At 73.2% G+C, this 23,960-nt stretch carries 22 protein-coding genes; 3 read left to right on the forward strand and 19 right to left on the reverse strand.

All coding sequences use genetic code 11. The features are described from left to right. Positions 1–495: 495 nt before the first annotated feature. Genes C4U03_RS29580 through C4U03_RS29630 form a run of 11 tightly spaced genes read right to left on the reverse strand, consistent with a single transcriptional unit; the run spans position 496 to position 11,682 of the window. Positions 496–1,992, reverse strand: coding sequence for a class I adenylate-forming enzyme family protein (locus C4U03_RS29580; protein ID WP_103942355.1), 1,497 nt, complete (start codon positions 1,990–1,992; stop codon positions 496–498). After that, positions 1,992–2,948, reverse strand: a complete 957-nt coding sequence (locus tag C4U03_RS29585) for an alpha/beta hydrolase (RefSeq protein WP_200827555.1) — start codon at positions 2,946–2,948, stop codon at positions 1,992–1,994. The genes C4U03_RS29580 and C4U03_RS29585 overlap by 1 nt, the downstream gene beginning before the upstream one ends. After that, entirely contained in the window at positions 2,945–4,114 is a 1,170-nt protein-coding gene (locus tag C4U03_RS29590) for an acyl-CoA dehydrogenase family protein (protein WP_327373918.1), read from the reverse strand. The genes C4U03_RS29585 and C4U03_RS29590 overlap by 4 nt, the downstream gene beginning before the upstream one ends. Further along, on the reverse strand, positions 4,111–4,836 hold the full coding sequence (locus C4U03_RS29595; RefSeq protein WP_103942356.1) for an enoyl-CoA hydratase-related protein: 726 nt from the start codon (positions 4,834–4,836) through the stop codon (positions 4,111–4,113). Before C4U03_RS29595 ends, C4U03_RS29590 begins: the two co-directional genes overlap by 4 nt. Next, complete coding sequence (locus tag C4U03_RS29600) at positions 4,833–6,128, reverse strand: amidohydrolase family protein (protein WP_103942358.1); 1,296 nt, start codon at positions 6,126–6,128, stop codon at positions 4,833–4,835. Before C4U03_RS29600 ends, C4U03_RS29595 begins: the two co-directional genes overlap by 4 nt. A gap of 11 nt (positions 6,129–6,139) precedes the next feature. Then, positions 6,140–6,457 (reverse strand): hypothetical protein, encoded by a 318-nt coding sequence (locus C4U03_RS29605; RefSeq protein ID WP_103942359.1) that lies wholly within the window; start codon positions 6,455–6,457, stop codon positions 6,140–6,142. Further along, positions 6,423–6,806 carry a hypothetical protein gene (locus C4U03_RS29610; RefSeq protein ID WP_103942362.1) on the reverse strand — a complete coding sequence of 128 codons (384 nt, stop codon included), beginning with the start codon at positions 6,804–6,806 and terminating at the stop codon, positions 6,423–6,425. The genes C4U03_RS29605 and C4U03_RS29610 overlap by 35 nt, the downstream gene beginning before the upstream one ends. After that, positions 6,803–7,510 carry an ABC transporter ATP-binding protein gene (locus C4U03_RS29615; protein WP_103942364.1) on the reverse strand — a complete coding sequence of 236 codons (708 nt, stop codon included), beginning with the start codon at positions 7,508–7,510 and terminating at the stop codon, positions 6,803–6,805. The genes C4U03_RS29610 and C4U03_RS29615 overlap by 4 nt, the downstream gene beginning before the upstream one ends. Then, positions 7,507–8,217: an ABC transporter ATP-binding protein gene (locus tag C4U03_RS29620; protein WP_103942365.1), complete on the reverse strand. Its 711-nt coding sequence runs from the start codon at positions 8,215–8,217 to the stop codon at positions 7,507–7,509. Before C4U03_RS29620 ends, C4U03_RS29615 begins: the two co-directional genes overlap by 4 nt. Further along, positions 8,198–10,309 carry a branched-chain amino acid ABC transporter permease gene (locus tag C4U03_RS29625; protein ID WP_103942367.1) on the reverse strand — a complete coding sequence of 704 codons (2,112 nt, stop codon included), beginning with the start codon at positions 10,307–10,309 and terminating at the stop codon, positions 8,198–8,200. The genes C4U03_RS29620 and C4U03_RS29625 overlap by 20 nt, the downstream gene beginning before the upstream one ends. Further along, positions 10,309–11,682 carry an ABC transporter substrate-binding protein gene (locus tag C4U03_RS29630; RefSeq protein WP_200827557.1) on the reverse strand — a complete coding sequence of 458 codons (1,374 nt, stop codon included), beginning with the start codon at positions 11,680–11,682 and terminating at the stop codon, positions 10,309–10,311. The genes C4U03_RS29625 and C4U03_RS29630 overlap by 1 nt, the downstream gene beginning before the upstream one ends. Positions 11,683–12,350: 668 nt before the next feature. On the opposite strand from C4U03_RS29630, the gene C4U03_RS29640 reads away from it, so the two are divergent. Next, on the forward strand, positions 12,351–13,397 hold the full coding sequence (locus tag C4U03_RS29640) for an NAD(P)H-dependent amine dehydrogenase family protein (RefSeq protein ID WP_103942373.1): 1,047 nt from the start codon (positions 12,351–12,353) through the stop codon (positions 13,395–13,397). Between the two features lie 159 nt (positions 13,398–13,556). After that, the gene (locus C4U03_RS29645; protein WP_103942374.1) at positions 13,557–14,405 is read left to right on the forward strand and encodes an acyl-CoA thioesterase; all 849 of its coding nucleotides are present in this window, start codon (positions 13,557–13,559) and stop codon (positions 14,403–14,405) included. Here C4U03_RS29645 and meaB read toward each other — a convergent pair. The 3 genes from meaB to C4U03_RS29660 all read right to left on the reverse strand — a co-directional run bounded on the left by meaB (position 14,395) and on the right by C4U03_RS29660 (position 17,960). After that, positions 14,395–15,258 carry a methylmalonyl Co-A mutase-associated GTPase MeaB gene (meaB, locus tag C4U03_RS29650; protein ID WP_103942376.1) on the reverse strand — a complete coding sequence of 288 codons (864 nt, stop codon included), beginning with the start codon at positions 15,256–15,258 and terminating at the stop codon, positions 14,395–14,397. The genes C4U03_RS29645 and meaB overlap by 11 nt on opposite strands. Positions 15,259–15,370: 112 nt before the next feature. Beyond that, complete coding sequence (locus C4U03_RS29655; protein ID WP_103942377.1) at positions 15,371–16,525, reverse strand: thiolase family protein; 1,155 nt, start codon at positions 16,523–16,525, stop codon at positions 15,371–15,373. Then, on the reverse strand, positions 16,518–17,960 hold the full coding sequence (locus C4U03_RS29660) for a class I adenylate-forming enzyme family protein (protein WP_103942379.1): 1,443 nt from the start codon (positions 17,958–17,960) through the stop codon (positions 16,518–16,520). Before C4U03_RS29660 ends, C4U03_RS29655 begins: the two co-directional genes overlap by 8 nt. Positions 17,961–18,014: 54 nt before the next feature. Between C4U03_RS29660 and C4U03_RS29665 the strand changes: the two genes are divergently transcribed. Further along, on the forward strand, positions 18,015–18,776 hold the full coding sequence (locus C4U03_RS29665) for an SDR family NAD(P)-dependent oxidoreductase (protein WP_103942382.1): 762 nt from the start codon (positions 18,015–18,017) through the stop codon (positions 18,774–18,776). A 91-nt stretch (positions 18,777–18,867) separates the two neighbouring features. On the opposite strand, the gene C4U03_RS29670 is transcribed toward C4U03_RS29665, so the two are convergent. The 5 genes from C4U03_RS29670 to C4U03_RS29690 all read right to left on the reverse strand — a co-directional run bounded on the left by C4U03_RS29670 (position 18,868) and on the right by C4U03_RS29690 (position 23,870). After that, positions 18,868–19,623: an enoyl-CoA hydratase/isomerase family protein gene (locus C4U03_RS29670; RefSeq protein WP_235018238.1), complete on the reverse strand. Its 756-nt coding sequence runs from the start codon at positions 19,621–19,623 to the stop codon at positions 18,868–18,870. Between the two features lie 10 nt (positions 19,624–19,633). Beyond that, positions 19,634–20,722, reverse strand: coding sequence for an acyl-CoA dehydrogenase family protein (locus C4U03_RS29675; protein WP_103942385.1), 1,089 nt, complete (start codon positions 20,720–20,722; stop codon positions 19,634–19,636). Further along, positions 20,709–21,608, reverse strand: a complete 900-nt coding sequence (locus tag C4U03_RS29680; RefSeq protein WP_103942387.1) for an acyl-CoA dehydrogenase family protein — start codon at positions 21,606–21,608, stop codon at positions 20,709–20,711. The genes C4U03_RS29675 and C4U03_RS29680 overlap by 14 nt, the downstream gene beginning before the upstream one ends. Further along, the gene (locus tag C4U03_RS29685; RefSeq protein WP_103942388.1) at positions 21,586–22,992 is read right to left on the reverse strand and encodes a class I adenylate-forming enzyme family protein; all 1,407 of its coding nucleotides are present in this window, start codon (positions 22,990–22,992) and stop codon (positions 21,586–21,588) included. Before C4U03_RS29685 ends, C4U03_RS29680 begins: the two co-directional genes overlap by 23 nt. A 206-nt stretch (positions 22,993–23,198) precedes the next feature. Then, complete coding sequence (locus tag C4U03_RS29690) at positions 23,199–23,870, reverse strand: TetR/AcrR family transcriptional regulator (protein WP_103942391.1); 672 nt, start codon at positions 23,868–23,870, stop codon at positions 23,199–23,201. Between the last annotated feature and the right edge of the window lie 90 nt (positions 23,871–23,960).

Raw genomic sequence — 23,960 nt, forward strand, 5'->3', positions numbered from 1 at the left:
GAGCGGCCGCGGCGCACGAAGCGATCGCCGCTCAACGCAGAACGCCGGTCCCGGTCCTTGCGGATCCGGTTCCCATGACCGCAGGATCTTCGCATAACCGGCCGGAGGGCCGGCCCCGCCCTAGGTCATCGTCATTCATGGACGCACTCTGCCCGCGCTTGGCCCGAGTTCACAGGACTCGAACGGTCGTTCAAACGGCTGAAACGCGGGTCAGTCTACGCCACCAGGCGTTCCGGCCCGTCCAGCGTCACGATGACCTCCGGGCCGGTGTCACACAGGTGTCACCAGGAACGAGGCCGGTGACGGACGGCCGGATGAGGCGATGGAGCCCGTTCCCGGGCACGGCCGGGCGCCTGTTCCGGCGCACCGGCCGGCCGCCCGCCGCGACCACGGGCCCGGCCGGCGCGCGGTGCGGACGCCGAACGGCCCGGCCGCCGAAGGGCGGCCGGGCCGGTGTCGATGATCAGCAGGACCCGCGGTGCACGGCTCAGCCGGTCACCGCGTGTCCGCCCCGTCCCGGACGATCTCCACGAGCTCGCGGCGCAGGATCTTGCCCGTGGGTGTGGTCGGCAGCTCGTCCAGGAGCACGATGTCATCGGGCGTCTTCGAGCCGCGCAGCCGCTCGCGCACCCACTCCCGCAGCTCGGCCGGGTCGGCCCGCCGTCCGGGCCGCGGGACGACGAACGCCGCGATGCGCTGGCCCCACTCCAGGTCGGGCACGCCGGCCACGGCGCACTCCAGGACCGTTTCGTGCCGGGCGAGCACGTCCTCGATCTCGGCGGGGGCGATGTTCTCGCCGCCGCGGATGATCGTGTCGTCGGCCCGCCCCTGCACGAACAGGAAGCCGTCCTCGTCGAGATGACCGCGGTCGCGGGTGGGGAACCAGCCGTCCTCGCGGACCAGGCTGCCCGCCTCGACGTACTCCCCCGCCACCTGTGCCCCGCGCACGACGATGTCGCCGACCTGACCCGGAGCGCAGGGCCTGCCCTCCGGGTCGTGGACCTCGATCTGCACCGCCGGCAGCGCCCGGCCGACCGAGCCCAGCCGCGCCCGGACGGCGGGGTCGGGGCTGGCCGCCGCCTCCCGGTGCTCCTCGGGCCCCAGCACCGCGATCGACGAGGCGGTCTCGGTGAGGCCGTAGGCGTTGACGAAGCCCGTGTGCGGGAACAGCCGCAGCGCCTCCTCGATGACCTCCCCGGAGATCTTCGCGCCGCCGTAGGACAGCGACCGCAGGTGCGCGGGCGCCCGCCGGCCGCGGGCCTTCAGCTCGGCGACGATCCGCACCAGCATGGTCGGCACGACCATCGCGTGCGTGACGCCCTCGCGCTCGACGGTGTCGAGCCACCCGGCGGCGGTGAAGTGGTCGAGGTAGACGACCCGCCGGCCGGAGTAGAGGTTGGACAGCGCGTTGGCGACCGCCGCGATGTGGTACGGGGGGACGCTGACCAGGGTGGCGTCGGTCTCGTCGGCGGAGGCGAACTCGACCGAGCCGAACAGGTAGGAGACCAGGTGCTGATGCCGCAGCACCGCGCTCTTGGGCGCCGCGGTGGTGCCGCTGGTCATCAGCAGCACGGCGATCGATTCGGCGTCGATGTCGTACGCCGAGCGCGGCGCCGGCCCGGCGGCGGGCAGCCGCAGGAACTCCTCGATGCCGACCGTACCGGCCCCGGGCACCCGCTCCGGGGTGTCGGTGACGACCAGCGGCGCCCGCTGCCGGCTCATCACCTCGTCGAGCTGCTCGGCGCTGAGCCGGTAGTTCAGCGGCAGGAACGGGACGCCGGCCAGCGTGGCGGCCAGCAGCGCCACCGGGAACACCGGGCCGTTCCCGCCGAGGTAGACCAGCCGGTCCGCGCCCGCCGAGGCGACGAACCCGGCCCCCGCCACGGCCCTGGCGCGCAGCCCGGCCCCGGTCAGGCCGCCGGAGCGGCCGCCGAGCAGGACACGGTCGGTCATCCCGTCGGCGACCATGTCGAGGATCATGGCCAGATTCATCACAGCGCTCCTTGTCGATGCGAGGGAAGGGGGGCCGCTTCACGGGCCAGGGCGCATTCCTCGACGAACGACAGCACCTTCAGGTGGTACGCCCTGGCCGACAGCCCGACGCTCAGGTTGTGCCCGCTGTTCACCTGCTCGTGGACGACGACCCGGGGGGACGTGGTGAACAGGGCCGCGACCTCGGCCAGCCCTACCGGGCCGCACCGCCACACCGTCTCGTGGTCGCCGAGGCTGTAGTGCACCGGGACGCGTATCCGGGCCGCGAGGTCGGGGAGGGTCTGCCGCCAGTGCTCCACCTCGACCCCCTCGTATCCGGGGGTGGCGGAGGAGATGCCGGCGACGTCGGCCGGGTAGAGATGGCGCGGCCCCCAGATGAGGTCGCGCAGCCCGCCGCCCGCCGCCCCGGGGGCGCCGGCGGTCGCCGGCCGCCGGCGCCCCCGTCCCTCCAGGCCGTCCAGCAGGTCCTGGTGCCGTGCCAGCAGGATTTCGTCCGCGCGGGGCTGGCGGTGCAGGCCGGTGCCGGCGATCTCCAGGCCCAGCAGGTCGGCGCCGCGTTCGTCGGCGGCCATCCGGACGGCCAGCGCGCAGCCGACCGAATGCGCCATCACGAAGACGCCCGCGCCCCGGGGACGCGCCTCCAGCAGCCGGTCCACCGCCCCGTAGGCGAGATCGACCCGCCGCCGCGGGTCGGTGAGCCGGTCGGCGTAGGCCTCGGAACCGCCGTATCCGGGCCGGTCCAGGGCGATGACGGTGAATCCGAGCGCCGCGCCGGTCCGTAGCAGCGACAGCCGTGGCCGGTTCGGCGCGTCGTAGTACACCGACGTCGTCGCGCCCCCGTGCAGGGCGACGACGACCGCCCGTGGCCGCGGCACCTCCCCCACCAGCGCCGACATCGGGACGCCGCCGACGTCCACGACGCGGTGACCGGGCCGGGGCTCCGTCGGGACGGTCACCAGCCCAGCCGCCCCTTGCCCGACACCAGCGACCGGGCGATGACCAGGCGCTGGACGTCGTTGGTCCCCTCGCCGATGGCCATCAGCGGGGCGTCCCGGTACAGCCGCTCGACGACGAACTCCGCCGAGTAGCCGTAGCCGCCGTGGATGCGCATCGACTCCAGCGCGCACTTGATGGCGACCTCGGAGGCGTACATCTTGGCCATGCCCGCCTCCATGTCCACCCGGCCGCCGGTGGCCTGGGATCTGGACGCCGCCCAGTAGGTCAGCAGCCGGGCGGCCTGGATCTCGGTGGCCATGTCGGCGAGCTTGAGCTGGATGGCCTGGAAGTCGGAGATGGGGCGGCCGAACGCCTCCCGTTCCCGCGAGTAGCCCAGCGCCGCGTCGTAGGCCGCCTGCGCGACGCCGACCGCGCGGGCGGCGATGTTGATCCGGCCGATCTCCAGCCCGCCGAGGATCTGCTGCATGCCGCGGCCCTCCTCGCCGCCCAGCAGGTTCTCCACCGGCACCCGCACCTGGTCCAGAACGAGTTCGCTGCTCTCCGGCCCCTTGTAGCCGAGCTTGGGCAGGTCGCGGGTGACCTTGAAGCCCGGTGAGGCGGTCTCCACCAGCAGCACCGACAAGGCCCGGGGAGAGCGCTCGCCGCCCGTCTTCACCAGGACGGGCAGCACGCCGGCGACCCGCGCGTTGGTGATCCAGGTCTTGGCGCCCGTCACCACGTAGTGGTCGCCGTCCCGCACCGCCGTCGTCGCGATGCCCTGCAGGTCGGTGCCGGCGCCCGGCTCGGTCAGGCAGATCCCCGACCGCATCTCGCCGGTCGCCATCCGGGGCAGGTAGCGCTCCTTCTGCTCGGCCGTGCCGTTGCGGGCCACCAGCCAGCAGGCGACCGAGTGCGGGCCGAACAGCCCGGCCGCGCCCAGCCAGGCACGGGCGATCTCCTCGAAGGCCAGCGCGTAGGAGACCCGGTCGGCGGCGAGCCCGCCGTACTCCTCGGGGACGTTGAGGCCGAACAGGCCGAGTTCCCGCAGCCGCTCGACGATCTCCGCCGGGTACCGTCCGGTCCGCTCCCACTCGGAGGCGACCGGCATGATCTCCTTGTCGGCGAAGTCCCGCAGCGTCTGCCGGAACAGGCGCTGCTCGTCGTTCAGCGCGAAGTCCACGGTCACCTTCCCGTCCATAGTGGCGGCCGGCGTTCGGCGAACGCGCGGGCGCCCTCCTTGGCGTCGGCGCTGCCGAACACCGCCTCGACCTCGTCGGGGGTGCACCAGCGGCGCTCGCGCATCAGCTTCTTGGTCATCGCCACGCCCAGCGGGCCGTTCGCCGCGATCCGCCCGGCCAGCTCCAGCGCCTCGGGCAGCACCCGCTCGGCCGGGACGACCCGGTTCACCAGGCCGAACTCGTAGGCGCGCGTGGCGGTGACCGGGTCGCCGGTCAGTCCCATCTCCAGCGCCACGGCCGTGGGCACCCGGCGCGACAGCAGCGTCCCGCCGCCGCCGGCGAACAGGCCGCGCTTGACCTCGGTCATCCCGAGCCGGGCGCCCTCGGCGGCGATGACCAGGTCGCAGGCCAGCAGCAGCTCGAAGCCCCCAGCCAGAGCGGAGCCGTTCAGCGCCGCCACCACCGGGGTGGCGATGCCCCGGTGGTAGAACCACAGCAGCTTCTTGTAGTCGGCTCCGCACGCGAACGCCTTCAGGTCGAGCCCGGCGCAGAAGACCGTACCCGCCCCGGTGAGGACGACCGCGCGGACCTCGGGGTCGGCGTCGGCGGACCGCAGCACCACCGTCAGCTCGTCCATGAGCGCCGGATCGAGGGCGTTGCGCGCCTCGGGCCGGTTCATGGTCATCACGAGCACGTTGCCGACCCGTTCGGTCAGCACGAGATCGCTCATCGGGCGGCTTCCACCGCCCGCTTGGCCCGCTCCCGGTAGCCGGCCAGTTTCTCGGAGGGGTCGATGATGCGCTTGCTGCGGGACTGGATGGACACGTCGTGGTCGGCGGACGCGGCCCGCAGGGCTCCGACGGTGGCCTGCTCGCGCGGAACGTGGGCGAACGGGTCGAAGGAGTACCAGCGCATGGCGTTCTCGTGGGTCATCTTGTCGATGTCGGAGTCGGGAACGTCGTGGCGCACCAGCACCTCGTGCAGTTCCTCGGGGGCGCCGGGCCACATCGAGTCGCTGTGCGGGTAGTCGGCCTCCCAGCAGATGTTGTCGATGCCGATGTCGTGGCGCAGCTTCACGCCGAGCGGGTCGCTGATGAAGCAGGTCAGGAAGTGCTCGCGGAACACCTCGCTGGGCAGCTTCCCGCCGAAGTCCTGCAGCGTCCAGGTGGCGTGCATCTCGAACGTGCGGTCCACCCGCTCCAGGAAGTAGGGGATCCAGCCGGTGCCGCCCTCGGACAGGGCGATGCGGATGTCGGGGAACTCCTTGATCACCCGTGACCACAGCAGGTCGGCGGCGGCCGAGACGATGTTCATCGGCTGCAGGGTGATCATCACGTCCGGCGGCGAGTCCACCGCCGGGACCGCCAGCCGGCCCGAGGAGCCGATGTGCACGTTCAGCACGGTGCCGGTGTCGCACAGCGCCCGCCACACCGGGTCCCAGTGCTCGCTGTGGAAGCTCGGGTAGCCCATGGCGGCCGGGTTCTCGCTGAAGGTCAGCGAGTGGCAGCCCTTGGCGGCCACCCGGCGGATCTCGGCCGCGCACGCCTCCGGGTCCCAGATCACCGGCAGCGCCATCGGGATGAACCGGCCCGGGTAGGCGCCGCACCACTCGTCGATGTGCCAGTCGTTGTAGGCCCGTACCAGGGACAGCGAGAAGTCGTGGTCCTCGGTGGCGAACAGCCGGGCGGCGAAGCCGGGGAACGACGGGAAGTTCATCGACGCCAGGATGCCGCCGGCGTTCATGTCCTTGACGCGCTCGTGCACGTCGTAACAGCCGGGGCGGATCTCGTCCAGGCCCTGCGGTTCGAGGCCGTACTCCTCCTTGGGGCGCCCGGCCACCGCGTTCAGCGCGGCGTTGGGGATCACCGTCTCCCGGAACTGCCATACGTCGGTGCCGTCGTCGCGGTGCACCAGGCGCGGCGCCTCGGCCTTGTAGCGTTCCGGCAGGTGGTTCACGAACATGTCGGGCGGTTCGATGATGTGGTCGTCGACGCTGATGAGGATCATGTCGTCGCGGTTCATGGCGGTTCCCTTCAGTCGGAGGCGGGCAGCGGCTTGGCCGCCTTGAGGGTCATCGGGACGCCGTCGCAGCTCAGCTCGCCCGCGCCCGAGGAGATGCACAGCAGTTCCAGCGTCCCGGCGGCGTTGACGTAGCGCTTGCCGATCAGCGTGGCGGCGTCGGCCGCGCTGGACTGCGACGGCTGCGCGGAGGCCGCGGGGACCATGGGGCTGCCCCCGCAGGCGAGCTGCGGCCGCTCGCCGTCGGGCGCGCGGACGACCACCACCCGCGTGGTACACACGGTGCTGGCGAGCTGGTCACCGGGACGCAGTGTCGTTGCCGTTGAGTTCATGGCGGATGTCCCTTTCGAGCAGACGGTCGGCGAGCTGGGTGAGGTCATAGGACTGGCGGGCCATCCAGAACCGCAGGAAGCCGGTCAGCGAGTAGCGCAGGAAGAGCGCCGATCCCACGACGGCCGCGGACACCCCGCCCAGGGCGAGCGCGAGGGCGTCCCGCTGGACGAGCGGGTCGCGGGTGCCGTGCGACATGAAGTAGGCCGATGCCCCGAGCACCAGACCGGCCGCCATCAGCGCCACGCCCAGGCGCAGCCACAGCGCGGCCCGCCCGGCGGCTGGGTCGGGGATCTTCAGTTCCGCCAGTTCGCGGACGAAGCGGTCCGCGCGCGTCTCGGTCGAGGTCATGTGGAACTCCCCAGGTAGAGGGCGGACAGTTCGGTGCGCAGCCCGTCGTCGGGGCGGCCGTGGCGTTCGATGCGGCCGCGGACCATCACGGCGGCGTGGTCGGCGATGTCCAGGACGGCCGCCGCGAACTGCTCGACGACCAGCACCGCCACGCCCTGCCGGGCGATCTCGGCGACCTGCTCGTACAGCTCGGCGACGATCAGCGGCGCCAGGCCCATGGACAGCTCGTCCAGCAGCAGCACCGCGGGGTCGGTGGCCAGGCCCCGGGCCAGGGCGAGCATCTGCTGCTCGCCGCCGGACAGGGTCCCGGCCGTCTGTGTGGCCCGCTTGGCCAGGATCGGGAACCGGGCGAAGGCGACTTCCTCCACCTGCTCGCGGGAGCGGCCGGTGAAGGTCATCATCAGCAGGTTGTCGCGGACCGACAGGTTGGGGAACACGCCGCGGCCCTCGGGGATCAGGCAGACCCCGGCGCGGGCCAGGTCGCGGGGGTCGGCACCGGTCAGGTCGCGTCCGCCCAGCAGCAGCCGGCCCGACTCGGCCGGGTGGACGCCCGCGGCGACCCGCAGCGTGGTCGTCTTGCCGGCGCCGTTCGGGCCGAGCAGGGCCACCACCTGCCCGGCGCCGACGCGCAGGTCGACGCCGTGCAGGGCGGTGATGCCGTCGTAGGCGGCGCGGATCTCGCGCAGTTCGAGCAGCGGGTTCACGCGTCCCCCAGGTAGGCCGCCAGGACCGTCTCGTCTCGCCGGATCACCTCGGGCGGGCCGGAGGCGATGATCTTTCCGAGGTTGAGCACGTGCACCTCGTCGCACACGTTCATGACCAGGCCCATGTCGTGCTCGACCAGGACGACGGCGGTCCCGTCGCCGGCCAGCGAGCGCAGCAGGGCCGCGAACCGCTCGGTCTCCTCGCCGTCCTGGCCGGCCGCGGGCTCGTCCAGCAGCAGGAGCTTGGGCCGCGCGGCCATCGCCCGGCCCACCTCGACCAGCCGGGCGACGCCGGTGGACAGCGAGTCCGACGGCGTGTCGGCGAGGTGGGCCAGGCCGAGCCGGTCGAGGATCTCGGTGACGACGTGGTCCGCCCGCCGCCGTTCGGGCCCCAGTTCGGCGGCGACGCGCAGGTTGTCGCCGACGCTGAGGCGGCCGAACAGCTCCAGCCGCTGGAACGTGCGGGCCAGGCCGTGCCGGGCCCGGCGCGCGGGCCCGAGCCGGGTGACGTCCCGGCCGTCCAGGACCACCCGCCCCGAGGAGGGCCGGCGCAGCCCGGACACCACGTCGAACAGGGTGCTCTTGCCGGCGCCGTTCGGCCCGATCAGGCCGGTGACCCGACCCGGCTCGGCCGTCATGGCGACGTCGTCCAGTGCGCGGTGGCCGCCGAAGGCGACCGTCACCCCGCTAACCTGCAGCGAGCCCACGGGCCAGCACCTCCTTGTCCTCCGCGCGCCAGGGCCGCCGCACGCCCCACCACTCGACCGGAACGTCCGGCGCGGTCTGCGCGGCCTGCCGGACCGCCGCGGCCTTCTGCAGCAGGTGTGCGCCCACCAGCAGGGCGACGAAGAGCGTCCACCCGCCAATCACGTCGCCCAGCCGCAGCGCCCACACCAGCGCGAACAGGCCGAGCAGCGCGGCCAGGACGGTCCGGTCCCGGCCGAGGGGCTCCCATCCCCTGCGCATCATGGGCAGCACCCCTTCGGGGTGGCGGCTGACCCCGATCCCGACCAGGGCGGGCAGCAGCCCCATCGGGTTGTGCAGCCACGGCGCCACGCTGATCAGTACGTTGGGTCCCACGAACGACGCGCCGGTGAACAGGCCGTTGCCCACCATGCCCAGCCCGCCGATCACCGCGATCAGGAAGATCGGCAGCCCCGCCACGAGGTTGAAGTTCTCGGCCGTGACCGACCGCAGGTGCATCCCGTACAGCGCCCCGCCCAGGCCCGCCAGGCCCGCCGACAGGGAGAACACCAGCACCTTGGCCAGCAGCAGATTGCCGCCGAGCGTGGCGTAGGCCGCCTCGCTGTCGCGCAGCGCGATCAGCCGCCGCCCGAACGTGCCGCGGCGCAGCGCCGCCACGCCGAGCACGGCCAGGGCCAGGCAGACCGCGGCGAACACCATGATCTGCGCGGTGTCCTCCAGCCGCAGGCCGAACAGGTTGGGCCCGACCACCTCCGCCGAGCCCTGCCGGAACAGCGCGATCCGCACCCCGAACAGCTCGAACGAGGGCAGGGTGAAGATCCACCGGTCGAGGATGATGGTGAAGGCGGTCGTGCCCAGGGCCAGGTACACCCCCGACAGTCGCAGCGCGGGCAGCGCGATCAGCGCCCCGACCACCGCCGAGATCAGGATCGTGGCTCCCAGCGCCCACAGCTCTCCGTGCGCGCCGAGCTGCGCCCACACCACCGCGCCGATCCCCGCGATGCTCAGCTGGCACAGCGAGACCTGGCCGGCGTAGCCGGTCAGCGGCACGTACGACAGCGCGACCACGCCGAGCGCGAACATCGACCCGTAGGTGATGGCCTGCTCCTCGCCCAGCGTCGTCGCCAGCAGCACGCCGAGCGCGACGATGGACGCGGCGAACACCGCCGTCCCGCGCATCGACGGCATCGGGACCGGGATGAGCTTGCGGTCCCGGCCGCGCAGCCGCCGGTGCGGGAACAGCAGCAGCACCGCGAACAGCAGCAGCGCGGGGGCGGCCAGCCGCAGCCCCGGCAGGTACTCGTTCTGCGGCAGGTAGCCGGTCAGGAAGCTCTCGGTGCAGCCGACGACGACCGCGCCGAGGAAGGTCAGCGGCAGGCTCCGCAGCCGGCCGAAGATGGCCGCGGCATAGGCGCTGACGATCAGCAGCGACAGCTGGGAGGCGTCCAGCGCGACGGTCGGCGCGATGAGGATGCCGCCGACCGCCGCGAGCTGGGTGCCGAGCATCCACGCGACCCGGTTGGCCCGGACCGGGTCGGCGCCGGTCAGCCCCACCAGGGCCCGGTCGTCGACGGTCGCCCGCATCTCCGCGCCGGTGCGGGTCCGGTTCAGCAGGGCCCACAGGCCGGCCGCGACCGCCACGGCGACGGCCATGGTGATGGCCTGGTGCCAGGTGATCACGGCCGGGCCGAGGCGGAACGGTTCCCGGTCGACGAAGAACGGCGACAGCGGCCGGGGCTCGTTGGGGTCCCAGACCCACCGGGCGGTGGCGATGAAGCCGCTCAGCAGCGCGACCGTGATCACCAGCCGCTGGGCGTCGCCCAGGCCCTGGGCGTGCCGGAGCACGAACCGTTCCAGCAGGAGGCCGAAGCCCGGTGCGAGCACGAGCAGCACCAGGGCGAGGGCCACCGGAACCGGCAGCCCCCACCCTTCGGCCAGTTGCCAGTAGGAGAACGCCGCCAGCATGCCCGTCGCCCCGTGGGCGAAGTTGAACACGCCGGTGGTGGTGTAGGTGAGCACCAGGCCGCTGCCGATGACGGCGTAGACCGCGGCGGTGGTCAGGCCTACGACTCCGAAGGCAAGGAACTGTTCCATTACTTGAGGTCGCTCAGGCTCTTGCCGACGTCGGCCAGGGTGACGGGCTTGCCGTAGGAGCCGGTGTACTTGTACTCGGGGGCGTCACAGCGGTAGGCGCCGCTGTTCGGCTTGAAGTCGGCGGGCTTCCAGCCCTGCGAGCTGGCCTTGACGACGTTGAAGCACTTCAGCGGGGCGTCCTTCTTGGACAGGTCGATGGGTGCGATGAGGCCGCCGCCCGTCCACGAGGTCTCCTTTTGGGCCGCCTCCAGGACGCACTTGCGGGTGAGGGCGTCGCCGCAGCTCTTGGCCGCCTTGGCGAACAGCAGCCAGGACGAGAAGGCGCGCAGTCCCGGCTGCGTCGCCTCCTTGCCGGGGGCGTACTTGGCGAACAGGTCGAGGAACTGCTTGGTCGCGGGGTTGCTGCCGGCCTCCTCCAGCGGGTGCATCCCGCTGAGGTCGGCGAAGGCGTTCTGGGTGTCCAGGGTCTTGCCGGCGATCTTGATGAACGCGGGGTTGTAGGCGTTGGCGTTGGCGTCGATCCAGTCGAGCTTGTAGTCGATGTTGGTCAGCGCCAGCATGAGCTTGGAGAGGCTGTTGAAGTCCCCGAAGAACACCAGGCCCTTGACGCCCTTGCTCTTGATGGCCTGGGCGTAGGGAGTCCAGTCCGAGACGCCCTGCGCCGGGTGCAGGTCGCTGTAGACGACCTTCCCACCGGCGGCCGTCAGGGCCTCCTTGCCCTGCGCGGCGAGGATCTTGGGGCCGGGGGAGTCACCGGCGATGGTGCCGATGGCGCTCGCCGAGTCCGGGTAGGCCTCCTTGATCAGCCAGGACCAGTAACCGTGGTAACGGTTGTAGGAGTGGCCCGCGCCGAGCGGGTAGACCTGCAGGTCCGAGCCGTTGGCCTCGTTCTGGACGGTCTGGCCGGGGAAGTCGGGCAGCAGGCAGGTCAGCCGGTCCTTGACCGCGGTGCCGTCGAACACGGCGCTGCCGCCGACGATCGCGAAGTCCTCGCGGCAGGCCTCGATCATCCGCTGGCGGGCCTCGAACAGCTTGGCGTCGCGGATGTTGACCACGAGCTTGCGGCCGTTGACACCGCCCGCCTCGTTGCACCAGGAGGTGAACACCTTCGCGGTGTCGACGAGTTCGGACTTCTTGGTGAAGCCGATGTCGGTGAAGACGCCGACCTCGATCTCCTTGGCGGTGACGCCCTGGGCGGGGGCGCTCTTGGCCTCGCCGGGCCCACAGACGCCCTTCAAGTCGCCGAAGTCACCTGACACGCTCTGCCCGGCCCCGCCGGGCTCCTCTTCGCCGTTGGTGCCGCCGCGGCCGCCGCATCCGGCGGCCAGCAGGGCGATCGCCGCCAGGGCGGCGATGGTCTTGTGCGGTTTCACGGGGTTCCTCCTCATGCTGTCCCCCGACCGGCTTGGTGAATCAGGTGATCGCCCCGGCCGCCCGGAGCGCGGTGGCGCGGGGCCGGCCGAGGCCAAGCGGGATCCGCTCGGCCCGGGCGGAGAATGCGGAACGGGCCCGGATCGCGAGCCGGCGGCGTCGAAGCGGCCCGGACGCCCGCGGGTGCCTCGGCATGGCCCTCGCCGACCGCCGCCGCGACCCGGTGACGGGCATGACCTCACCTCCGAGCGCCATCTGCCGCCCTCCTCTCGGTGAGAGGAAACTAGCTTTTCATCTGGGGAGAATCAACCATGCGTTTCCGGAAGGAGCCATAACCGGACGGCGACGGGGAGCCACGATCGCCGCGACCGGGGCCGAACGGGACTCCTTCCTGCACACCTTCCTGCGCGTCCAGCCGGTCCACCGGGTCGCGGCCGGCCGGCCCGGGCGAGCACCCGCACGTCAGCGCCCTGTGGCCGGTACGGGACGCAAGCGCGCCGCGGCTCAGCCCGCGACCGGCGCCGGACCGGCCCGGAGCGCGACCCGCGGCCCGACGAATCGGCATTGACCATCTCCTGTTCTGAGAATAGCGTTCTCCGTAACCGAGATCGAGGGGTGATTCCATGGTCAAGGCGCGACTCGACGAGCGCGGACGCCGCAGGACCGGAAGGTGACCCCGGCGCCCGCCCGGGGCCACCGGGTCGTCCAGTGGGCCACCGGGAACATCGGCACCCGCGCGCTGCGGGGCGTCATCGAGCATCCGAACCTGACCCTGGCCGGGGTGTACGTCCACTCCCCGGACAAGGCGGGGGTCGACGCCGGCGTGCTGTGCGGGCTCGCCGCGACCGGTGTCACCGCGACCCGGGACGCCGACGAGATCGTGGCACTCGGCGCCGACTGCGTGCTGTACATGCCGGCCGCCTGCGACTTCGACGAGGTGTGCCGGCTGCTGGAGTCGGGCGCGAACGTCGTCACGACCCGGGGCGAGTTCCACCGCCCCGACAGCCTCGACCCCGGGCTCCGCAAGCGGGTCGAGGCCGCCTGCGAACGCGGCGGCACCTCGATCCACAGCACCGGCAGCAGCCCCGGGTTCATCACCGAGGCCGTCCCGCTGGTGCTGACGTCGATCCAGCGGCGGCTCGACCGCCTGACCATCAGCGAGTTCGCCGACCTGTCGCAGCGCGACTCCCCGGGGCTGTTGTTCGACGTGATGGGCTTCGGCAAGCCTCCCGCGGAGCTCGACGAGCGCCGGCTGGCCCACGGGCGGATCAGCTTCGGCCCGTCGCTGGAGCTCGTCGCCGAGGCGCTGTCGATGCCGCTCGACTCCCTGGAGGCGAGCGGGGAGGTCGCGACCGCGCGTAACACGACCCGCATCGCGGCCGGCGCCCTGGAGGCCGGGACCGTGGCCGCCCAGCGGATCACGGTGTCGGGCGTGCGAGGCGGCCGTGCGGTGCTGCGCTTCCGCGCCACGTGGTACTGCACGACCGACCTGGACGCCTCGTGGGACATCCGCGACACCGGCTGGCACGTCGCGGTCGAGGGCGACGCGCCGCTGGACGTCGACCTGCGCTTCCCGGTCCCGCTGGAGCGGATGGCCGCCACGTCGCCCGGCTACACGGCCAACCGTGCCGTCAACGCCGTGCCCTTCGTCTGCGCGGCGGCCCCGGGGATCCGCACGTCGGTGGACCTTCCCCAGATCATCGCCACCCTCGGGTGAGCCCGTCGCCGGGTGGCCGGGGATTCCCCCCGTTCCCGGCCGCCCGGTCCGCCGCCACGATCCGGGCGTTCGCCGTTCACCGTCGCGCACGGCACGCCCACCCGGCGGCCGCAGGCGCCGGCCGCCCGTCCCCTTCTCCCGATCCACGCTGGAGCACCCGTGACCGATCTTTGGAGTGACCTTCTCGCCTGCCTGGACCTGCGCGAGCCGGCGCCGGGACCGCAAGGCGGCGACGCGCAGCCGCCGCAGGCCGGTGACCCCGCGCCCGTCCGTTTCGAGGGACGCAACCAGCAGCTGACCTACCACCGGCTGTTCGGCGGGCAACTGCTGGCCCAGTTCGCCCGGGCGGCCTGTCTCGCCTGCCCGGACAAGGCCGTCAAGTCCCTGCACGTGCTGTTCCCGCGCGCGGGCCGGGCCGACGAGCCCGTCCGTTACGAGGTGGAGCGCCACCACGAGGGCGGCACCTTCGCGACGTTGACGATCGTCGCCCGGCAGACGTCCGACGTCGTGGCCACCGCCTCGGTGTCCCTGCACGCCGCCGAGGACGGGCTCGACCACCAGACCGTCCCCGGGGTCCCCGCCGTCCTCGGCGCGGAGCACCGCGTGCGGTTCGACCTGATCCCCTGGGAGACCCGGGCCGCCTCCGACCTGGACTCCCCCAAGTCGGAGGCGCCCGAGCTGGACCTGTGGATGCGGACCCCGCCGGTCGACCCGCGGCTGGCCCCCGCCCTGACCGCCTACGCCACCGACCTGAACCTCATCGGCACGGCCCTGCGCCCCCTGGAGGGGGTCTGCCAGCGGGACGCGGGCACGGCGTTCACCTCCGCCGTCACCTCGCACACCCTCTGGTTCCACCGTCCCTTCCGCACCGACGAGTGGCTGCTGCTGCGCCAGCACAGCCCGCTGCTGGCACACGGCCGCTGCTTCGGCCGGGGCGACGTCCTCGCCGAGGACGGCTCACTCGTCGCCTCCTACGCCCAGGAAGCCCTGCTCCGCTTCAAGCGGTGAACAGCCGCTCGGCCGCCGCGTACGGGTCGAGACGGCCCTCGGCCACGTCGGCGGCCAGGCCGGCCAAGCCGGGATGGGCGCGCAGGCGGGTCTGGGCCAGGGAGAGGATCTGGGCGCGGGCACGGGCCGTCCGGCGGGCGAGGGTGTCGGCGCGGTAGTGGGCGTCGATCGCCTCGACCAGCGCGGGCAGGCCCTCGCCCTTCGCCGCGACCAGGGTGAGCACTGGGGTGCCGGTCTCGATGCGCAGTTCGCGGACGGTCTGGTCGGCGCCGTCGCGGTCGGCCTTGTTGACGACCAGGAGGTCGGCGACCTCCAGCAGGCCCGCCTTGGCGGCCTGCACGGCGTCGCCCGCCCCCGGGGTGAGGATGACGACGGTGGGGTCGGCGACGGCGGCGATCTCGACCTCGGACTGCCCGACGCCCACCGTCTCCAGCAGGATCAGGTCATAGGACAGGGCCGCCAGCACCCGCACGGCCGCCGGGACCGCCTCGGCCAGCCCGCCCAGATGCCCGCGGGTCGCCAGCGAGCGGATGAGCACGCCGGGGTCGGTCGTGTGCGCGGCCATCCGGATCCGGTCGCCGAGCAGGGCGCCGCCGCTGTAGGGCGAGGACGGGTCGACGGCGAGCACCGCCACCCGCAGGCCGCGCTCCCGGTAGGCCCCGACGAGCGCCGCGACGGTCGTCGACTTGCCGGCGCCGGGCGGCCCCGTCACGCCGACGACCCGGGCAGGGTCCGCCGGGCCGAGGGCCGCCAGCACCTCCTCACGGCGCGCGCCCTCGACCAGGCTCAGCAGCCGCCCGACCGCGCGCGGGGAACCCTTGCCCGCGGCGGTGACCAGTTCCGGAACGTCCATCAGCGCTTCCCCGCCAGCCCGGCCGCGCCGCCCGCGCCGCCCGGCTCGTTCACCGGGCGGGCACGTGGCGGGAGGGCCGGGAGGGCTTGGCAGCGGGTGGGAAGCGGCCGGGTCACGGGGCCGGGACCTCGATGACCGTGGCCGAGCCCATGCCGCCGCCGGCGCACATCGCGGCGACGCCGATGCCGCCGCCCTGGCGGCGCAGCTGGTGCACGAGCGTAACCAGCATCCGCGCGCCGGTGGCGGCGACCGGATGGCCGAGGCCGCAGCCGCTGCCGTTGACGTTCACCCGCTCCGGATCCAGGCCGAGCAGCCCGATGGTGGCCACGCACATGGCGGCGAACGCCTCGTTGATCTCGAATAGGTCGACGTCGGAGGGCGACAGGCCCGCGCGGGCCAGGGCCTTGGGGATCGCCTTCACCGGGGCCAGCCCGGTCTCGGCGGGGTCCACGCCGACCGACGCCCACGACCGGACGGTGGCCAGGACCGGCAGGCCCCGGTCGGCCGCCAGCCGGTCACTGGCGACCACCAGAGCGGCCGCCGCGTCGTTGGCACCGCTGGCGTTGCCGGCGGTGATGCTAAAGCCCTCGATCTCCGGGTGCAGCGGCTTAAGCGAGGCCAGCTTCTCCATGCTGGTGTCGCGGCGCGGGTGCTCGTCGACGGAGAACAGCCCGTGCGGGGTCTCGATCGGGACGATCTCCTCCGTGAAGCGGCCCTCGTCGATGGCGCGCACGGCATTGCGGTGCGAGCGCAGCGCCCAGGCGTCCATCTCCTCGCGGGTCACGCCCGCCCGGACGGCCGCGTTCCAGCCCACGGTGATCGACATGTCGAGGTTGGGGGCGTCGGGCCGGTCGGGGTGGGTCGGCGGGTTCCAGGGGTCGAGCCAGTCCTCGCCGACGCGGAAGCGGGACTTCGGCGAGGTGGACGCCGAGTTCACGCCGCCGGCGATGACCAGTTCGTCCATGCCGGCGCGGATACTGGCGGCCGCGCTCTGCACGGCCGCCTGTCCCGCGGCGCAGTGCCGGTTGTTGGACAGCCCGGCGACGGAGGTGAGCCCAGCGGTGATGGCGGCGTGCCGGGCCACCACACCGCCGCCGTACAGGCCCTCGCCGAGGACGACGTCGTCGATCAGGGTCGGGTCCAGCCCCCGCGCCGCCGCGCGTACCACGTGGTCGGCCAGGTCGTAGGCGGTGGTGTCGCGCAGGGTCCCCTTGAAGGCGGTGCCGATGGGGGTGCGCAGGGCGGCGGTGATGACGGCTTCAGGCATGGGTGTTCTCCAACTCGGTCAGCAGGACGCGGCGCAGGGTCTTCCCGGTGTCGGTCTTGGGCAGGTCCGCGCGGAACACGACGGCGTCGGGCGTCTTGGAGGACCGCAGCCGTTCCCGGACCCACCCCCGGATCTCCTCGGGGTCCCCCTCGCCGACGAGGAAGGCGACGATCCGCTGCCCCCACTCGGGGTCGGGCACGCCGACCACCGCCGCCTCGACGACCCCGGGATGGGCCAGCAGCACGTCCTCGATCTCGGCGGGGGCGATGTTCTCCCCTCCCCGGATGATGGTGTCGTCGGCGCGTCCCTCGATGAACAGGAAGCCGTCGGCGTCGAGCCATCCCCGGTCCCGGGTGGCGAACCAGCCGCCGTCGTCCAGGGCGTTCCCCCCGCCGTACTCGCCGGAGATCTGCTCGCCGCGCACGAACACCAGCCCGGCCTCCCCGGCGCCGGCGGTGGTGCCGTCCTCGCGGCGGATCTGGAACTCGGTCCCGGGCAGCGCCCGACCCACCGACTGCAGGCGGGCCCGTACCTTCGGGTCGGTGGACTCCAGCGCCCGGCGGTGGTCCTTCGGTCCCAGCGCCGCGATCGAGGACGCCGTCTCCGTCAGCCCGTAGACGTTGACGAACCCGGCCTTCGGGAAGATCCGCATCGCCTGTTCCAGCACGGGCAGCGGGGTGCGCGCGCCGCCGTAGGAGATGCTGCGCAGCGTCGGCGTCCCGGCGTCGTCACCGCGCACCTCGCCGACGATCCGCGCCAGCATCGTCGGCACCAGCAGCGCGTGGGTGACCCCTTCCCCCCGGACGGTCCGCAGCCACTCCCCCGGGTCGAACGAGGGCAGGTAGACCACCCGGCGCCCCATGTAGAGGTTCGCCAGGAGGTTGGCCAGCCCGGCGACGTGGTACGGCGGGACCGCCACCAGCGCCGCGTCCTCCTCCTTGGCCGAGGCGAACCTCAGCGTGTTCTGCACGTACGCCAGCAGGTGCCGGTGCCGCAGCACCGCCGCCTTGGGCGCGGCGGTCGTGCCGCTGGTGTAGAGCAGCACCGCCACCGAGTCCTCGTCACCGCCTGGGGCCGGTTCCGCTTTCTGCGCGCCCGCCTCGCGCTCGGCGGTCTCGATGAAGCCGTCGAGGTCGGCGGGCCGCAGGACGAGGGCGCCGGGGTGGCGCTCCCGCAGCGCGGTCAGCTGGTGGTCGCCCAGCCGGTAGTTAAGGGGAACGAACGGAACGCCCGCCAGGGCCGCCCCGAAGAGGGCCACGGGATAGGCGAGATGGTTGGCGCCCAGATAAAGGACGGCCGGAAAGTCCCGGAACCGACGGGCGGCGGCGTGGGCCAGGCGCAGCAGTTCGGAGGCGGTCGGCGACCGGTCCCCGGCCGTCACCGCCACCCGATCGCCGGCGGCGGCCGCCTTTTCGAGGATCGTGACGATATTCATGAGAATGCTATTCTCTCTCAACAAGATCCTTGCTTGCAAGAGAGGGAAGCGTTGATGCAGATCAGTGGGAGCTCCGCGGTCGTGGTCGGCGGGGCGGGCGGCTTGGGCGAGGCCACCGTCCGCCGGCTGCACGCGGCGGGGGCGAAGGTGGTCGTCGCCGACCTCGCCGACGACAAGGGCAAGGCGCTGGAGCAGGAGCTGGGCGTCCGCTACGTGCGCACCGACGCCACCGACGAGGGCGACGTCCAAGCGGCGATCGCCGAGGCGGAGGCCGCCGGGCCGCTGCGGATCTCGGTCGACACCCACGGCGGCCCCGCCATCGGGGGGCGGCTGGTCAACAAGAACGGCGAGCCCCTGGACCTGGCCGGCTTCCGCACGACCATCGACGTCTACCTGACCGGCGTCTTCAACGTGATGCGTCTGGCCGCCGCTGCCATGGCCCGCCAGGAACCGGCCGACGGCGACCGGGGCGTCATCGTCAACACCGCGTCGATCGCCGCCTACGAGGGCCAGGTCGGCCAGCTCCCCTACGCCGCCGCCAAGGGCGGGGTGGTGGGCATGACCCTGGTCGCCGCCCGCGACCTGTCCCCCCTCGGCATCCGCGTCGTCACGATCGCCCCGGGCACGTTCCTGACCCCGGCCTACGGCAAGGCGGGCGACCAGCTGGAGGCCCACTGGGGTCCCCAGGTCCCGCACCCCAGGCGCATGGGCCGCTCCCCCGAGTACGCCGCCCTCGTCCAGCACATCTGCGAGAACGACTACCTGAACGGCGAGGTCATCCGCCTGGACGGCGCGCTCCGGTTCCCCCCGAAGTAGCGCGTCCCCGGCGAAGTGGCGCGTCCCCCTCGAAGCGGCGCGCCGCCGGGCGGAAGGGGGCGGAGGCTTCGCGGCCTCCGCCCCCTTCCGGCTACTTGCCGCCGGTGAGCTTGGCGAGGATCGCGCGGAAGTCCTCGGTTTGGAACGACTGCTCCTCGGCGGTGGTGGCGAAGTCCAGGCTCGCCAGCACGGCGCGTTCCAGTTGCAGGTTGAGCAGCCGCTTGGTGGTCTCGACCGCCTGGCGCGGCAGCTCGGCGATCTGTCGGGCGCACGCCAGGGCCTCGGCCAGCGGGTCGGCGACCACATGGTTGGCCAGCCCCATCTCGGCGGCGCGGGCGGCCGGGATGCGGGCACCGGTGAAGGCGTACTCCTTGGCCAGGTGCAGGCTGGTGTGCAGCGGCCAGGTGAGCGGGCCACCGTCGGCCGCCACCAGGCCCACCTGCACGTGCGGGTCGGCGAGGTAGGCGGTCTCGGCCATATAGACCACGTCGCTGAGCGCCACCAGGCTGCATCCCAGCCCCACGGCGGGACCGTTGACGGCCGCAACCACCGGGACCCGGCAGCGCGCCATGCCCAAGACGATGTCCCGGCCGTGCGCGATGGTCTGCGCGCGCAGTTCCGGGTCCTGCCGCAGCTCGTCCAGGTAGGCGAAGTCGCCGCCCGCCGAGAACGCCCGGCCGCTGCCGGTGAGCACCGCAGCGCGGGCCCGGCGGTCCTCGCTCAGCCGCGGCCACAGCCGCGCCAGCCCGGTGTGCAGGCCGTGGTTGACGGCGTTGAGCGCGTCGGGCCGGTTCAGGGTGATGATCCGCAGCGGGCCCTCCGCGCGGACCTGGATCTCCTCCGGCATGTCGTACACGTCAGGCTCCCAGTCCGAGGATCCGCGAGGCGATGATGTTCTTCTGGATCTGCGAGGTCCCGCCCATGACGCTCTGGGCGCGGCTGTAGAGGTAGGTGCTCAGCAGTTCGGGGTCGCGGGTGCCGCCCATGGCCAGCGCCGCGTGCCCGACGTCCTGCTCGACCCAGGTCATGAGCAGCTTGTCCAGCGAGCCCTCGGGGCCGTGCGAGACCCCGTCGAGCTGTTCCGACAGCCGCCGGCGCACGTGCAGCCGCAGCATCTCGGTCTGCACCGCGGCCCAGGCCAGCTCCGCCGGCGGGGCGCCCTCGACGCGGGCCGCCAGGGTGCGGACCGTCTTGCCGTACCGGGCCGAGAAGCCCAAGGTGGACGGCTCGCGCTCGTGCCCGACGACGGTCATCGCCAGCCGCCAGCCCTCGCCCGGCGCGCCCACCATCTGGTCGGCGGGCACCCGGGCGCCCTCGAAGAGGACCTGGCCGAACTCGGTGGTCACCCCGTTGATCATCTTCAGCGGTCGCTGCTCGATGCCGGGCTGGTGCATCGAGACCACGAACGCCGAGATGCCCTGGTGCCGGGGCGCGTCCGGGTCGGTGCGGGCCAGCAGCAGGCACCAGTCGGCGACGTCGCTGTAGCTGGTCCAGATCTTGTGTCCGTGCACGACGTACTCGTCGCCGTCGCGGGTGGCGGTGGTGGTCAGGGCCGCCAGGTCCGATCCGGCGCCGGGCTCGCTGAACCCCTGGCACCAGCGCTCGGTACCGTTGATCATCCCCGGCAGGAAGCGCCGCCGCAGCTCCTCGCTGCCGTGCCGGCCCAGCCCCTGCACCAGGTAGCCCAGGCTCGGCCGGGGCGGGGCGCCGGCCCGCGCCAGCTCCTCGTCCAGGATCACGTCGTAGACGGGCGGCAGCTCCTGCCCGCCATACGCGCGGGGCCACGACAGGCCGAAGAACCCGGCCGCGTGCAGCGCCCGGTGCCATTCGCCCTGCCGGCGCCAGTAGTCGTCCCCCGAGGTCGGGAACGTCCCGGCCCGCTCGGCCAGCCAGGACCGCAGCCGCTCCCGGAAGGCCGCCTCCTCGGGCGAGTCACGAAAGTCCAAGGTCGATCTCCTCCAGGCCGGCGGGGAACAGGTCGGTGGATGCCAGCACCCGGCGCAGGTAGACGTGGGCCAGGCACTCCCAGGTGTTGCCGATGCCGCCGTGCACCTGCACGGATGTCTCGCAGACGGTCCGTGCGGCGCGGGCGCAGTACAGCTTGGCGACGCGGGCGGCATGGACCGCCTCGGCCGGGGTCAGCTCGTCGACCGCCCAGGCCGCGTGCCGCAGCACGCTGATCGAGCCCTCGATCAGGGCCAGCCCCTCGGCGAGCAGGTGCGCCACGGCCTGGTAGGAGCCGATCGGGTTGCCGTACTGCTCACGGACCTTGGCGTACTCGCAGGCCAGGGTGTGCGCGCCGCGGGCGGCCCCCAGCAGGTCCGCGCAGGTGACGACCAGGGCCAGCGCCCGCCACCGTTCGGCGTGCTCGGCGGACACCTCGCCGACCGGCTCGAACGGGCCGCTCACCTCGGCGTTCCTTCTGGTCAGGTCGACCCCGGCGACGGCGTGGCCGGCCCGGCCGGCCAGGATCCGCCGACCTTGGAGGACGAGGACCCGCCGGGCGTCCCGGGCGTCCGCCGCCTCGCCGTCCACCGCGACGGTCCACGGCTCGGCGGTGTCGTCCCGGCGCAGGTCGTCGGCGAGCACGGGCCCGGCGAACGGGACGTCGACCAGCCCGCGCGCGAACTCCTCGGCGACGAGGGCGACCTCCACGCCGGACGCCCCGTCGGAGCGCAGGGTCCGCCAGCCGGTCGCGGCGACCGCCTTCTCCAGCCGCGCGACGCGGTCGGCGTCGTCCAGGTCGAGGACCGATCCGGGGCCGAGCTCATCGGCCAGCCGGGCCGCGGCGGCGCGCAGCTCCCGCTGTTCAGTCGTCAGACGCGCGTCCATGGCGCTCCTTCAGCACTCGGCGCAGCACCTTGCCCGAGGGCAGGCGCGGGATCTCGGGCACGAGCACCACCCGGCTCGGCCGCTTGTAGGAGGCCAGCCGGTCGCCGACCAGCGCGATGAGCTCCTCGGGGTCGACGGTGTCGTGCGGGGTGACGGCCGCGACGATCGCCTCGCCGTCGGCCGGGTCGGGGACCCCGAACACCGCGCAGTCGGCGACCGCCGGATGGCCGTGCAGGACGGCCTCGATCTCGGCGGGGGCGACCTGGAACCCGCGCACCTTGATCATTTCCTTGGACCGGTCGGTGAGCCGTACCCAGCCGTCGGCGTCGATGTGGCCGACGTCCCCGGTCCGGTACCAGCCGTCGCACAGGGCCTGGGCCGTCGCCTCGGCCGGCAGGTAGCCGGCCATCAGCGACTCCGCACGGGCCTGGATCTCGCCGGTCTCGCCCGGCCCGACCGGCTGGCCGGTCTCCAGCGACACCACCCGCAGGCGCACCCCGGGCACCGCCCGTCCCGCGCTGTCCAGCCGCGCCCCCTTGACCGGGTTGCAGGTGATGACGGGCAACTCGCTGGCGCCGTAGGCGGGCACCCAGCCGACCCCGGTCCGCCGGGTGACGGTCTCGGCGACGCTCGCGGTCACCGGCGTCGCGCCCCACATGATGTAGCGCAGCGACGACAGGTCGTAGGACTCCAGCGTGGGGTGGGCGGCCATCGCCAGCGCGATCGGCGCGACGGCCATCTCCACGGTGATCCGGTCAGCCTCGATGTGGTGCAGCATCCGGTCCAGGTCGAAGCGGCGGTGCAGCCGCAACCACGCCCCCGTCTCCAGCGCGGTGACGATGTTGAGCAGGCCGAGGATGTGCGAGGGCGGCGTGGTGATCTGGATCCGGTCCCGGTCGGTCAGCTCCAGCGCGTCCCGCCAGTGCCGGACGGCGGCGCCGAACGAGGCGTGGGTGTGCCGGACCGCCTTCGGCAACCCGGTCGTGCCGGAGCTGAACACCAGCACGGCGTCGCTTCCCGGATCGGGCGCGGGGGGCGGCCCGCCGTCCCCGGGGTCAATCGGCTCGTCCAGATGCAGCATCGGCATCAGCTCGGCCAGCACCGGATGGTCGCCCACGGCGTGCGTCGGTGCGGCGACGGCCATGGCGTGCTCGGCCTCGGTGCGCTTCCACGCCGGGCTGAACAGCACCACCGCCGCGCCCAGCCGCCAAATCGCCCGGACCACCACCACGAACTCGGGCCGGTTGGAGGACATGAGCGCGACCCGGTCCCCCGCCCGCACCCCGCGCCGCGCCAGCGTGCCGGCCAGCCCGTCGGCCAGCGCCTCCAGCTGCGCCGGGCTGTACTCCCGTTCCTCGAAGACGAGCGCGATCGGCTCGCTCACCTGCCCTCCCCTCGGATGGGCGCTCCGGCGGCACGGCCGGGGGTGCGCGACGACATTGAGAGGCTCCCATCTCGTAAGCGGGAATCATATTCTCATATTGCTAGAACTTTCATACCAGAAGGGGGTGGTCCATGCCGAGACCGCCGAGACCTCCGTCCTCGCGGGGTACGGCCGCCCTCCGGGCGGGAATGCGGGGCCGGGGCCGGTCAGTCGGGCCGCAGGCTCCGCAGGAACAGCCGCACCGCGGCCCTCGTGTGCCGTTCCTGGACGTCGGGGTCGCGCACGATGCCGAACGAGGCCAGCCGGGCGGGCATGCCCGCGACCATGCCGAGGAAGTGCTCGGCGAGGATCTCCGGATCGTCGGCGACGATCGCCCCCGTGGTCGCGTGGCGCCTGAGCAGCTCGGCCACCAGCGGCTGGCGCGGGAAGAAGCCGGCCGCGTGGGTCCGGCGGGCGATCTCCGGGAAGCGCGCCGCCTGGGTGACGGCGATCCGCCCGAGCTGGACCATCGCCGGGTCCAGGGCGCGCCGCAACGCGGTCTCGGCGATGGCCGTCAACGCCCCTTCCAGGTCGTCGAGGTCGGGCGGCTCGGGCTCGGGGCGGGGCCAGTCCGAGCGCATGATGGCCCACTCCAGCACGGAGCTGAAGACGTCCTCCTTGCTCGTGAACCGCTTGTAGAGCGTGGCCTTGGTCGTACCGGCGGCACGGGCGATGGCGTCCATCGACGTGCCCTCATAGCCGTGCTCCAGGAACAGCCGCAGGGCGCAGTCGCGCACCGCGCGGTCGAGCCTGGCCGCCTCCTCACGCGTGGGCCGGCCGCCGCGGCGGGTCCGCGCCGCCGCGGGAGGCGACGTGCGGGAATGGGCCGAGGGCGGCATGCACAGCAGTGTGCCAGACCCGGCGGCCCGGAACCGAAAACTAGACTGATGGGTTTAGTTTCAGGTAGCTTCACTGCCCCGGACATGAGA

Origin of the sequence: Thermomonospora echinospora, assembly GCF_900108175.1 — a bacterium.
GTDB classification, from domain to species: Bacteria; Actinomycetota; Actinomycetes; order Streptosporangiales; family Streptosporangiaceae; genus Thermomonospora; species Thermomonospora echinospora.